7 protein-coding genes are annotated in these 13,326 nt (G+C 65.8%); all 7 read right to left on the bottom strand.

Features of this window, described 5'->3' with window-relative positions; translation table 11 throughout:
* Position 1: 1 nt before the first annotated feature.
* The 7 genes from pks13 to E4P29_RS13650 all read right to left on the bottom strand — a co-directional run bounded on the left by pks13 (position 2) and on the right by E4P29_RS13650 (position 13,174).
* A complete protein-coding gene (gene pks13 / locus E4P29_RS13680) occupies positions 2 to 5,041 on the bottom strand; it encodes a polyketide synthase Pks13 (protein WP_135045397.1) in 5,040 nt (1,679 codons plus the stop codon).
* Positions 5,042 to 5,083: 42 nt separating this feature from the next.
* Positions 5,084 to 6,982 (bottom strand): long-chain-fatty-acid--AMP ligase FadD32, encoded by a 1,899-nt coding sequence (gene fadD32, locus E4P29_RS13675; protein WP_027494806.1) that lies wholly within the window; start codon positions 6,980 to 6,982, stop codon positions 5,084 to 5,086.
* 178 nt (positions 6,983 to 7,160) lie between these two features.
* On the bottom strand, positions 7,161 to 8,159 hold the full coding sequence (locus E4P29_RS13670; protein WP_135045395.1) for an LLM class F420-dependent oxidoreductase: 999 nt from the start codon (positions 8,157 to 8,159) through the stop codon (positions 7,161 to 7,163).
* A gap of 282 nt (positions 8,160 to 8,441) precedes the next feature.
* Positions 8,442 to 9,395, bottom strand: a complete 954-nt coding sequence (locus tag E4P29_RS13665) for a cutinase family protein (RefSeq protein WP_135045393.1) — start codon at positions 9,393 to 9,395, stop codon at positions 8,442 to 8,444.
* A gap of 9 nt (positions 9,396 to 9,404) precedes the next feature.
* Positions 9,405 to 9,956 carry a DUF732 domain-containing protein gene (locus E4P29_RS13660; RefSeq protein WP_135045390.1) on the bottom strand — a complete coding sequence of 184 codons (552 nt, stop codon included), beginning with the start codon at positions 9,954 to 9,956 and terminating at the stop codon, positions 9,405 to 9,407.
* Positions 9,957 to 10,039: 83 nt separating this feature from the next.
* Complete coding sequence (locus tag E4P29_RS13655) at positions 10,040 to 11,941, bottom strand: alpha/beta hydrolase-fold protein (RefSeq protein ID WP_135045389.1); 1,902 nt, start codon at positions 11,939 to 11,941, stop codon at positions 10,040 to 10,042.
* Positions 11,942 to 12,160: 219 nt separating this feature from the next.
* Positions 12,161 to 13,174 carry an alpha/beta hydrolase family protein gene (locus E4P29_RS13650; RefSeq protein ID WP_057473080.1) on the bottom strand — a complete coding sequence of 338 codons (1,014 nt, stop codon included), beginning with the start codon at positions 13,172 to 13,174 and terminating at the stop codon, positions 12,161 to 12,163.
* Positions 13,175 to 13,326 lie beyond the last annotated feature (152 nt).

Raw genomic sequence — 13,326 nt, 5'->3', positions numbered from 1 at the left:
TCTACGCTCCGGTTCTTGCAGACTCGATGTTCTCGAGCGTCTTCGACAGATGGGCCGCAATTTTTCCAATGTACGGCTCGTCGACGACCGCGAGGTGGTCGCCTCCGACGTAGACGATCTCGAGGTCCTTCACCACCGGTCCCCAGCCACCGTGCTCTTCGCGGGTGGCGTATGCGGGCTCGAGAGCGATCGCGTCGTCGTGGTACTTGTCGGCGAGGTACAGCGTGACGTGCCCGCCGTACTCCTTGAGCTCGGCTGTCTGGATAGCCCGATTGTCGAGCCACGACGTCCGCTGATGCTCGATGATGCCGCCGGGAATCTTTGCCCCACTGAGCTTGACCAGATCGGTGATGATCCGAATCTGGCCCTCGTCGTCGGAATCGACCAACTTGTCGTACGGGATCGGGTAGTCGACGTTGTACGTCTTCTTCGCGAACGCCGCGTACCGCTCCCAGCGCTTGCGGACTTCGTCCTTGGTGTCGGGGATCTTGGTCCCGGGCATAACGGTATCGAGCAGCCCCACGTAGGCGACCTCGATGCCTTCCTCTTCCATCTGCCGCGCCACCTCGTAGGCGAGGATGCCGCCGAGCGACCATCCGACGAACACGTACGGTCCTTCGGGCTGGATCGCCTTGATCAACGGCACGTACTCCGCGGCGCGCTTCGCGATGGGTCCTTCGACGCGCTCGAGGCCGTACATGGGCGTGCCTGCCGGCAACTTCCGCAGCAACGGCTCGTAGGCGACGGTGGAGCTACCGGCCGAGTGGAACGCGAATACCGGTGTGGCCGTGGAGCCCTCGGGACGGGCCCGAAGATTGCGCACGACACCGTCGATCTCGCCGTCTTCGAGGTGCGGGCGCACCTTGTCGGCGAGCTGTTCGATGGTCTCCGAGTCCAGTACGTCGTCGAAGGTGATCTCGCCGCCGGCCCGCTCGGTCAGACGAGCCGCCAACTTCTCGGCCGTCTCGTCGTCGAGGATCGGGAGGGTGTTGAAGATGCCCTTGGCCGATTCCTTCGTCACCACTGCCCACGTCGCGAACGTCATCCGCTCGGCGTTGTCACGTGGGGGCACATCGGATCCGGCAGCCTCGGCGAACGCTTCCTTGCCGCCCAGGTCGGTCTGCGCTGCGGCCACCGGTGCGGGTTGGTATTCCGCACTCGGCACCGCGGTCTCCGGTGCGGCCACGGCCGTCTCCAGGGCTGCGTCGCGTGCAGTCGCGCCACTCTCGGCAGCCTGCTCGGCAGCCTTTTCAGCGGCCTGCTTGTCTGCCAGCGCCTGCACCTCGTCGCGGTTCTCGATCGCGTAGCGCAGGTACTTCTCCACCTCACGCAGGTTCGCATCACGCACGGCCTGCAATTGCACTGTGGGAATGTCGAATTCGTACTCGACGCGGTTCTTGATCCGAACGGCGCTCAGCGAATCCAGCCCCAGTTCGATCAGCGGAACCTCGGGAGGCAAGTCCTCGGGCGCGTAGCCCATCGACTCGGCGACGATGATCGCCAGTCGATCTTCGAGCTTCTGATTGCCGTTGGGATCCCAGCGGTCACCGAACGTCTCGACGACCTCGGGCAACTCTTCCATCGGAGACGAGGATCGCTCCTCCACTGCAACAACAGGTTCCGGACGAGCGTCGCCCGAGGTGACGACGGCCTCGTGCAGCAACGTGAAAGCCGAACCTTCGTGTGCATGGACCTGGACCGACGCCCCACCGAGGTGGGACGTCAACGTGGTGACCACCGTGCCCGCCTTGGGGACCGAAGCATGCGAGACCGAAGCACCCAGCGCCACGTCGGAGAACACCTGCGAGGCAGCGGCGGTGACCAACGCATCGAATCCCGAGACGGCCGAGGCCTGGACTTCCCAGACGTGGCGGCCGTCGGGCAGTGCCACCCGGGCACCGGGAACGCGGGAGTTACCGCTGGAGCTGACCTGCGAGTTGAGCCAGAACTCCTTGCGCAAGTACGCAGTTCGCGGAATTGCGGCGTACGGACCCGACTCGAACAGTGTCGCCAGTTCCAGCGCGTGACCGTGCACGTACAGCTGCGCCAGCGCGGCGAGGAACGTGTCCGCCTCGTCTTCCTTGCGCTTGAGCGTCGGAATCAACGTGGCGTCGGCCAGGCCTGCAGCCCAGGCGGTAGCGGCAACCGACATCAGCGCGACGGGGTTGGGGGCGAGCTCGACGAACGTCGTGTGCCCGTCTCCCACAGCAACATTGACAGCCTGGGTGAACCAAACCGGGTGACGCATTCCCTTGGTCCAGTAGTCGACGCCGTGGATCGCCGCATGTCCGACGCGGTAGTGCGCCTCACGATCGACCGAGGAGTAGACCCCGGCGGTGAGCTTGCTCGGTTCGATTCCGGCGAGCTCGGCGGCGAGCTCACCGAGCAGCACGTCGACCGCTGCGGTGTGGCCTGCTCCCTTGACGTCGAGTAGTCGGGCCATCTTGCCTGCGGCCTCGGCCATCTCGACGAGGGCTTCGACTTCGGCGCGGGGTCCGCCGACCGTGGTGTGCGTGGGCGCGGCGTAGACGCACGGCTCGACATTGGGGAACTGGTCGGTGAGGGTCTTGACCTCGTCCGGGGTGTACTCGACGAGTGCCATGGCACCCTGCGAGGCGGCACCCAGGCCGTCCTGGCCCTCGGCCAGCAGCCTCGAGCGGGCGTAGATGATGCGGACGGCGTCTTCGAGGTTGAGGCCACCGGCAACGTACGCCGCGGCAACCTCACCCATCGAGTGGCCGATGACGGCCGACGGCTCTGCACCGTGTGCGCGAAGCGTTGCGGCCAAGGCGATCTGAATGACGAAGATTGCGACCTGGGAGTTCTCGAACTCATAGGTCTGCGAGTCGTCGAGGATGATCTCGCGGATCGAGTAGCCGGCTTCGTCGACGAGCAGCTCGTCCACCTTGTCCACCTCGGCGGCGAACACGGCGTTGGTTCGGTACAGCCGCGATGCCATCTTGCGGTGCTGCGAGCCGAATCCGGAGAACACCCACACTGCGCCGTTGGATGCGGGCGAGTCCGCGGAGAACACGCCCGGTCCGGGCTTGCCCGCCGCGATGGCGCGCAATCCGGCGATGGCCTCGGCTGTGGTGGACGCGAGAACCACTGCGCGCGAACGCCCGTGGTTACGGCGGGCCAACGTGCGGCCGACATCGACGAGGGGCGTCGTGCTGCCCTCTTCGGTCTCGAGCCAATCGGCCAGTTCCGACGCCGCGCGCTTACGACGGGACGGCAACGCCGCAGACACTGCGAGAATCACTGTCTCCGGACCACTTTCGGACTCCGCCAGGATGGTCTCGGCCTCGGCGACCGGGCTGGTCGTCTCCGCATCGAGCTGCTCCTCGTAGACGCCCTCCACCACCGCAGCCTCGGGATCCACTGCAGCGGGATCGAATTCGGCCGAGGTCTCACCCGGTACGTACTCGCACACGACGACGTGCGCGTTGGTGCCGCCGAAGCCGAACCCGGAGATGCCGGCGACGGCCTTGCCGGTGTACCGCGGCCAGTCGGTGGCCTCCGGGATGACCTTCAGGTGTGCTTTGTCGAAGTCGATGTACGGGTTGGGGCCCACGTAGTTCAGCGACGCCGGGAGTTTGTTCTCCTGCATCGCCAGCACGACCTTGATCAAACCTGCTGCGCCTGCAGCAGATTCGAGGTGCCCGAAGTTGGTCTTCGCCGAGCCGAGCAATGCCGGCTTGTCCGCATCGCGACCACGGCCGACCACTCGGCCGAGCGCGTCGGCCTCGATGGGATCACCGAGGATGGTTCCGGTGCCGTGCGCTTCGATGTAGTCCACGCCCGACGGGTTGATGCCGGCGTCGCGGTACGCGAATCGCAGTGCGTCGGCCTGCGCGTCGGGGTTCGGCGCGAGCAATCCGTTGGAGCGGCCGTCCTGGTTGATCGCGGATCCGGCGATGACGGCGAGCACTTGATCGCCGTCGCGCTCGGCGTCCTCGAGGCGCTTGAGCACGACGAGTCCGCCACCCTCGGAACGGATCATGCCGTTGGCGTCGGACGAGAATGCCTTGATCTTGCCGTCGGGCGCGAGCACACCGGTCTGGCCGAAGCCGACGGTGATCGGCGGCGCGAGCAGCATGTTGACGCCGCCCGCCACGGCGAGATCGGATTCGCCGGTACGCAGGCTGCGCACCGCTTGGTGCACGGCAACGAGCGAGGAAGAGCAGGCGGTGTCGACGGCGATCGACGGCCCACGGAAGTCGTAGAAGTACGACACGCGATTGGCGACGATGGCGGTGGAGGTGCCGGTCAGCGCGTAGGGATGCACGGCCGGATCACTGACGGCGATGAGCTGGTAGTCGTTGGACGAGCTGCCGATGAAGACGCCGACCTGGCTGCCCTTGACCGAGCTGGCCGGGATGTGCGCGTGCTCGAGCGCCTCCCAGGTCAGTTCCAGCGCGAGACGCTGCTGAGGGTCGACGTTGACGACCTCGTTGGGCGACATCGCGAAGAACTCGGCATCGAAGGTCTTGACGTCGTCGAGGTAGCCACCCTTGGTGACCGTCGCGTCGACGGCTGCGGCGATGACCGGATCGGAAGTGAATTCCTTCCACCGGCCCTCGGGCAGGTCGGTGATGCCGTCGCGGCCCTCGATCAGCAGCGACCACATCTCCTCAGGGGTGTGACCGGTGCCGGGGAAGCGCGACGACAGTCCGACGATCGCGATGTCGTGGGCGTCTCCCGACTGCACGCCGCTGGTGTAGAACGCATCGTCGACGGTACCCACCGGCTCGTCGGGTTCGCCCTCGATGATGATCTTGGCCAGAGACGCAATGGTGGGGTGCTGGTAGACGACGGTCGCGGTCAGCGTGACCCCCACCAGCTCCTCGATCTCACCGCTCAGTGCGACGGCATCGCGAGAGGACAGGCCGAATTCCTCCATCGGACGGTCGTCGGAGATGGCCGACGCGGGTTGACCCGTCGCGTCCGCAACCCAGTTGCGTAGCCAATCCCTCAGTTGGGCGACCGTGAGGTCCGTCCCGTCGGCACTCTGAATCTTGTCTGTCTCTTGTTCAGCCATTACTCACCAAGCTATGTATCGAAGGAACGGGAGGCCCAGAGATCAGTCGGGTAGTTCGGCGTCCGGGAATGCCGTCTGCTGATAGCCGCCGCGCAGGGTGCCTTCGATGTAGGCGGCCTTGCAGGCGCGCCGGGCGATCTTGCCGCTCGACGTGCGCGGGATGGATCCGGCCGGGACGAGCAGGACGTCGCGGACCGTGACGCCGTGCCGAGCCGAGACTGCGGTGCGCACCTCGTCGGCGATCGGAGCCGGGTCTGCTTTGCCCGAGCCGGGAGCGCGCTCGGCAACGATGACGAGCTGCTCGGAGCTGTCGTCCGAATCCTTGGTCAACGCGGCACCGCTGAACTCGAACACGACGTCGGGCAGCTGGTTGAGCGGTACCGCGAACGCTGCCACGAAGCCCGGCCGCAGAGCCTTGCTTGCTTCCTGCGCCGAGAACTCGATGTCCTGGGGGTAGTGGTTGCGGCCGTCGACGATGACGAGGTCCTTCACGCGGCCGGTGATGTAGAGCTCGCCGTCGTGATAGACGCCGAAGTCTCCGGTGCGCATCCAGTTGGCACCCTCGGGGGCACCCGTGGCGTGCGAACCGTCGGCGACGCGGTGGACGAGCTTGTTGTGGAAGGTTTCGCTGGTCTCGGTCTCGCGACCCCAGTAGCCCTTGCCGATGTTCTCGCCGTGCAGCCAGATCTCGCCGACGTGTTCGTCGGGCACCTCGGTGGCGGTTTCGGAATCGACGATCGCGGCCCACTGACTCCGGGCGACGGTTCCGGTCGATACCTGCGGGATGGCTCCGGGAGCGTCGGGTGCGACGACGACGAAGTTGCCTGCGTTCAGCTCGACACGGTCGACGTAGACGACCTTGGCCTCGTCGGCGTGCTTGCTCGTCGAGACGAACAGTGTTGCCTCGGCCATGCCGTACGACGGCTTGATCGCGGACTTCGGCAGACCGTACGGGCCGAAGGCCTCGTTGAACTTCTTCATCGACGACGTGGTGACGGGCTCGCTGCCGTTGATCAGGCCGATGACGTTCGACAGGTCGAGACTTTCACCGTTCTTGGGCAGTCCGCGCTGGGCGGCGTGCTCGAACGCGAAGTTCGGTGCCGCGGCGAACGTGCCTGCTCCGTCGGAGACAGCGGCGAGTTCCTTGATCCAGCGCCACGGCCGCTGCACGAACGCGCGCGGGCTCATGATCGTGATGTATTTGCCACCGAGGGCCGGGAGGATGACGGTGAGCAGACCCATGTCGTGGAACATCGGCAGCCAGGTGACGCCGCGCGAGTCGTAGTTGATCTCCATGCTGTCGACCATCTGCAGCGCGTTGACGCCGACCGCGCGGTGCGTGATCTCGACACCGGCCGGGGTCCGCGTCGAACCCGACGTGTACTGCAGGTAGGCGATGTCGTCCAACCCTGCCTTGGGCTCGACCCACGTCTCGCCGACGCTGTCGGGAACGGCGTCGACGGCGATGATGCGGGGCCGCTCGGCAGCGGGGAGCGCGCGGAAGAACGCGCGGACGCCCGCCGCGGAGTTGCTGGCGGTGAGGATCGCGCTGGGCTTGCAGTCACCGAGGACGGCATGCAGGCGGTCGGTGTGGCCGGGCTCGTCGGGATCGAACAGCGGCACCGCGATGGTGCCCGCGTAGATCGCACCGAAGAACGCGATGACGTACTCGAGGCCCTGGGGGGCGAGGATCGCCACGCGGTCACCGGGCTCGGTGACCTGCTGCAGACGAGCGGCGACCGCGCGCAGCCGCTTGCCGAACTGTGACCAGGTCAACTCGTGCGCTTCACCGTCCCGTTCCCGGGAGTAGTCCATGAACCGGTACGCGAGCGTGTCGGCATTCTCTTCGACGTTCGCCTCGACGTGGCGGACGAGTGTCTGCCCTTCACCGATGGTGATGTGGCCGTTCTCATCGATGAAATCATCGAACGTGTGGCTCATTGCTTCAATCTCCTCCGACACGAATCGCTGCCACACATCGTGCGTGACCTGGCCTTGCATTGACGACGTTCATCGATGCAGACACCGAACAGCGTTTTATGTTACTAAGTGGTAACTCCAGCGGTGTCGGTTTCGGTCGACCTCGAGGCCGACTTCATGTTACCGACACGCGCCTGTGTCACTCGCCTTTCAGCAAGTCGACAACCGGAGCGAATGCTTCCATTTGTGTGGGGAAAACCCCGACATAGGACATCGTCGTCCGCGCGCGAACGTTACGGATCTGATCGGCTATTTCCTCGTACGTTCCGAATGCGAGGTACGGCGACGAGAGAATGTCCTCGACAGTGAGCTTGACGTCCACGTCGACGTTGGGTGGATAACCGTTGTCCAGCGCGGCCAGTGCCATCTCGGCCATCTGCTCGCGATCATCGGTGACCACGATGGTGGTGATCGCCCAGTTCAGCTCGATGTCGTCGAACCGATCCCCTGCGGCAGCCCGAATGAGCTCGACCCGCTCGAGAGTCTTCTCGATGGTCATGCCCGACAGCAGCAACTTGCCTTCCTTCGAGGTGCTCGGCACCACGGAGATGATGTCGGCGTGCTTGGCCGCCAGCGCGAGCATCTTGGGGCCGCCACCGCCGATGCAGATCGGCGGACGCGGTCCCTGACGCGGACGAGGGCTGCCTTTCAGACCGGTGATCGTGTAGTGCTTGCCCTCGTAGTTGCATTCCTGACCGCGCAGCAACACGTCGAGAATGTCGAGGGTCTCCGCGAGCTTCTCGATGCGGACGCCGGGACGGTCGTAGGTGATACCGGCCTTGTCGTACTCCTCGCGCATCCAGCCCGCGCCGAGTCCGAGTTCGAGCCGTCCGCCGGAAAGCACGTCGATGGTCGCCGCATCCTTGGCGAGAACCGCGGGATGGCGGAAGCCGTTGGCGAGCACCGCCGTGCCGAGCCGAATCTTGTCGGTGGCGACGGAGAGAGCTCCGAGTGCGGCAATCGGCCCGACCTGATTACCGAGATGATCGGGAATCATGAAGCTGTCGTAGCCCAGCTCCTCGGCCTGCTGAGCCAGCTTGATGAACTTCCGAGCCCCGCCCTCCTCCGCGTTTCCCTCTCCGCCTGCAGCGAAGCGGAATTTGCGCGGCCCGGGGGTCGCGGCCTCGGCGGAACTCATCTATTGCTCTCCTCTGGGGTCTGGAGCGGCCGGCACCTGGGTCTGAAGTGGTCGGCACCGGGGTCTGGGCACACCGTGCGGGGCAGTCGGCCGGGGCCGATCCGCGCAGGTCCAAGGCGTCACTCTAGCCGCTCGCAGGAGCGGATCCCACCGACTGGGGGTCGCAGACCACAGGTTTGTGCCCTGCACCAGTCGGCGACACGCCGCGTTGTGACCTGTCCGTTACCCATGACCCCGGTCACTGCGCTCCACGACACCGGTCACCGCGCTCCCCGACACCGATCACGAGTGAGCAGGCGTCGGCGCATTCTCGATCAGATCGGCAGCCCATGACGCCGTCCACTGGGTGGCGGTGGTACCGGAACCGTCGACGACGAAACTGTTGTACGACGCGTGCACCGGATTGCCTGCCGCCCCGATCAGAATCTGGATGCTCTGCGGAATGTTGCGCAGCGACAGTCCATCCGACGGGGACGCACAGATGAGGTCACCGGGCGCACAGATCTGATTGGTCCGGTCGTCGAGCGCGCCGAATCCGCCGTCCCGACGCCCCGTCATGGTGATGCCGGGGAGGTCAAGTCCCCCGAGGGCGACCTCGGCTCCGACGCCGTCGAGCGGTCCCGGCACGTCGGTACCCGACACTCCGTCGCGGCGGCCATCGGCGATGAGGGTGACACCGAGGACACGATCGGCGGAGATGGGTCCGTTACCCGCGCCGATGTCGGCCGCGATGTCGCCGGAGATGACTGCGCCCTGAGAGAAGCCCGCCATGACGAAGTTGGTCAGTGGGCATCGCGCCGCGACGTCCGACATCTTCTGTACCGCAACGTTTTTACCCTCGGTGCGGCTGTTGTTGTACGACTGTTGGCCGTCCGGCGGCAGCGCGATGGGGTTCGAGAACTGTGCGACGTACGGCACGGTGTAGACGTCCGCGCGAGATCCGGGGAACTGCTCCTGCAGTGGCCGAGTGACGTTGAGCATCAACGACACCGGATTGGCGGTCGGGTTGTACGGGTCATCGGTCGACGAGGACTCCCACGTACCCGGAATCGCGATGACCTGGACGTCCGGGCAATCCGCCGGTTGCGCCGTCGGCTGTTCGGGCCCCGGCGGCGGTACCGGCCCCGGTCCGGGCCCGAGACGCCCGGCGAGTAGGTACCACAGGGCCACGATGACGAGGCCGACGATCACCGCGAAGGCGATCACCGGAAGGACTCTGCGCTTACGTTTGGCCATCAGCGTGAACTACGGCTTGCAGTACGTCGCCTGCGCGGCGGCGATGTAGGTCTGGGCAGCCTGCTGGGCCTGGGTCTCGTCCATCTGCGTTCCGGCGGCACTTGCCTCGACGCCGACGTTAGCGGTGACGTAGGTCGTGATCTCGTCGGCTGCGACGCCCTGCGCCTGCGCGGCACAGATGTAGTTGGCCGTCGACACCGCGATGTCTCCGTTGCCCGCCGGAGTGACGCCCTTGCTCTTCAGCTCGGCGAGGAACCTCTGGCCACGGTCGTCGATCTGGCTCTCCGTCGGCCCCGGGAAGTCGTCCGGCACGGCCTGGGGTTGCTCCGGCGGTGCCGTCGCCGCCTCGCCCGGGCTGGTGGTCGGAGCGACGGTCGTGGTGGTGCTCTCGGCCGCCGACGTCGACGAACTCGCCTCGGTCGTCGTCGCAGCTGCCGTGGTGGTGCTGGTCGGGGCGCCGGTGGCCGTCGAGTCGTCACTTCCACACGCCACCAGCATCGAGCTCGCCGCCACGGCGAGCACGCCGAGTGACAGAGTTCTGGCCAGAGAGTTACGCGTCATCGATCGAAATCCTTCGGTCGTCGGGTCGCAGGCGAGCGTACAGCCACGCTCTGAGAGAACTCTGAAGCCGTGACCGGCTCCGGTCACGGAGCGATCGTGGCCACGCCGTCCTTGACGGTGATGATGCCGAACTGGAAGTTCTGCTGCTTCCCGCCACCGTCGATGTCGAACTGATCGCTGGTGGGGTAGCCGAGCCGGCCACCCTCGTAGCCCACCGATCCCCAGGCGTCGAAGATCGGACCATACGGCGTGGACCATGCTCCGCTGACAGGGCTCCAGTAGATGTTGCCGGTCTCGAACTGGTTGAACCGTCCGCCGTCCCTGATGGGGCCGATCTCGTTGGACTTGGGGAACCCGAGAGGTCCACTCTCCCAACCCAATTCACCGTATTTACCGAGAATCATGCCCTGCACCGAGTGCACACCCGCGTCGGGCGAGGTGTAGATCGCGCCGATCTCGAAGCCCTGCACCGAGCCGGGCTTGTTGGGCGTTGCCACCTCGTCGAGCACCGGGTATCCCAGTGGACCGCCCTCGTAGCCCTGGGCCGCCCATTCGTCGAGCACGGCACCCTTGACCACATGAGCTCCGGTCTGCGGCGTGAAGTAGACCATGCCGTTCTGGAAGGCGTTGAAGCGTCCGCGGCCGTCGGGAGTGCCGATCTCACCGGTCTTCGGGAAGCCGAGCGCTCCCTCGGGGCCCTTGTTGCCCTGGTAGATACCGCCGATAGCGCCGGCGACCACCTGTGCCCCGGTGTCGGGAGTGAAGAAGACCCGACCGAAGGTGAAGTCCTGAGCTCGTCCGCCGGCGACGTTGTACTCCGCGGTGAGGCACGGACCCAACCACGAGTTCGCGCCGCTCGCATTGCCGATCATGCCCGCGACACTGCAGGCGGGCTTGTCGACCTCGACGCCGAGTGCCGTAGCGAGCTGCGGCCACAGCTGGTGCAGCTCGAACTGCCAGTACGGCCACGAGTGCGTACCCGACGGGCGGTAGTTGACCTGAGCGGGGATTCCGAGCTGGTTGAGCTTGGTGGCGAAGGTCTGCGAGGTGAGTCGCGAGAGGATCTCGAGCCCCATACCCGCGTAGTTGGTGCTGACGCCCGGAATCGGCGACGGCTGGTCGTAGGGGCCGGTCGAGCCGTTACCGCTCGAGATGTAGAGGCTGACGCCCTTGAGCTTGTCGGCGAGCAGGTACGGATCGTGCTGAGCCCACAGCGAGTTGGACGGTGCGCCCCACATGGCCTTGGAGTTGTAGCCGCCGGCGTCGGTCATCGCGTACTGGATGGCCTGCGGCATGCCGAGCGAGGTGGTGGTCAGGATGCCGGACAGCGAACCGGCGAACTTGAAGAAGCCGGGGTTGCGTGCCGCGAGGAACATTGCCGACGTGCCACCCATCGACAACCCGACCACGCCGCGGTTGTCGGTGCTGCGCCAGTCCTTGGCCAGGATGGGCGGCAGCTCCTTGGTCAGGAACGTCTCCCACTGGTAGTTCTTGCCGTTGTCCTGATCGACCCAGTCGGAGTAGAAGCTGGACTGTCCGCCGATCGGCAGCACGACGTTGACGTTCTTGTCGGCGAAGTAGGCCTCGGCGTCGGTCTCGGCCGTCCAGCCGTTCTCCTGGTCGGTAGCCCGGAGCCCGTCCAGCATGTACACCTGCGGGAACGTGGCCTGCGGGTTGATGTTCCAGTCACGGGCGAGTAGCAGCTGCACCTGGATGGGCGTTCCCATCGAGGGCGACTGGATCCACAGCGCGACGCGGCGATCGGAGAGCCAGTCCACCGAGGTGACGGTTGCCCCACCGGTCTGGGTGTAAGCGGGACCGGTCTGCGCCGTCGGGGCAGCATGAGCGATCGGGGCTGCGGCGGCCACAGTTGTCGTCGCGAAGGGAATCATCAGCGCGGAGGCGACAGTCACTGCTGCTGCCGCTCGCCGAGCCCGTGTGCCGGCCGATGAGGTACGACCGAACCGAACAAGCCCAGTGCGCATGATGGTGACTCTCTTTCCTGTGACGATCGAAGGTCTCGTCTCGAGACATGCTTCGTATGTCTTTCTACACGTGCCCGATGGCGACGAACAGCAGACTCGCTGTGACTGGTGGTGCGAATGTGAAGTGGAGGGGCTCGGAGAACCTGCGCACGAACCGACGATGCCGCCCGACGCGAGAGCGTGGGGCGGCATCGAGGGAGAGCACGTTATGGAACTGACTCAGGCGTTCAGCGCGTCCAGGATCTGGGTGCGTGCCTTCCACAGCTCGGCACCCCAGTACGGCCAGGCGTGGATACCGTTGGCCGGGAAGCTGTAGGTCGCCGGGATGCCGAGGGTGCCCATGCGGATCTGGAATGCACGGGTGTTGGCCAGCGAAAGTGCCTCGAGGGCCATGCCGTTGGCGGTGTTGTAGAAATCGATCGGCGCGGCCGGGTGGTCGAACTGACCGGGCAGGCCGCTGGCTGCGGAGATGTACAGCGACAGACCCTGCAACCTGGGCGCGAAGACGAACGGGTCGTTGCGCAGCCACGCCGGGTTCCAGGGCGGTCCCCACATGGAGTCGACGTTGAAGCGGCCGGCATCGAGCATCGCGATGCGAATGGCCTCACGCATACCCGGGGCCGAGATGTTGAGGTAGCCCGAGAGCGAGCCGGCGAACTTGAACTGGTCGCGGTGGTACGCGGCGAGCGTCAGAGCAGCCGAACCACCCATCGACAGTCCGAGGACACCGTTGTTGTTGCGCGAGACGCCGTAGTTCTCCAGGAACGCCGGGAGCTCCTGCGTCAGGAACGTCTCCCACTTGTAGGTGACTTCCTGGCCGTTGAAGTTCGACGAGGTGTACCAGTCGCTGTAGAAGCTGGACTGTCCGCCGACGGGCATGACCAGCGTCACGTCGTCGTTGGCGAACTGATCCTGCGCGTTGGTCTCGAAGGTCCAAGCGTTGCGGTCGTCGCGAGCGCGCAGACCGTCGAGCAGGTAGAGAGCGGCATTTCCGCCGCGCGCTGCCCACTGGACCTGAACCTTGATCGGACCCATCTCGGACGGGACGATCAGATCCTCGCGGCCACCGGCCGGGGTCTGATGGACGACGGCGGTGGGGGCAGCGACTGCGACTGCGCCGCCGACGACACCGGCTGCGATCGGCAGAACGAGTGCGGCAGCTCCCACGCCGAGCAGGCGCTGACGCCAGCGTGAGGACGCCTTCGGGTTACTGCTGAGGCCGGCAAATCGCATGAATCGTGCTCTCTCTCATCTACGCGGTCTCCGCTGTCGTAGCGGCCCCCGGCAATCGAACAGGGCTGACTGACGGCCCATGAGGCCGGGGTGAAGCTGTGTGGTGTGTCGAAAGGCTGTGGTTCTGCTGCAGAACAGGCGAACCGCTCGAT

It is taken from the genome of Rhodococcus sp. 1R11 (genome assembly GCF_004563845.1).
GTDB lineage: Bacteria > Actinomycetota > Actinomycetes > Mycobacteriales > Mycobacteriaceae > Rhodococcoides.
Note: the sequence above shows the minus strand (reverse complement) of the source record. Positions and strands in the feature narration are given on the sequence as shown.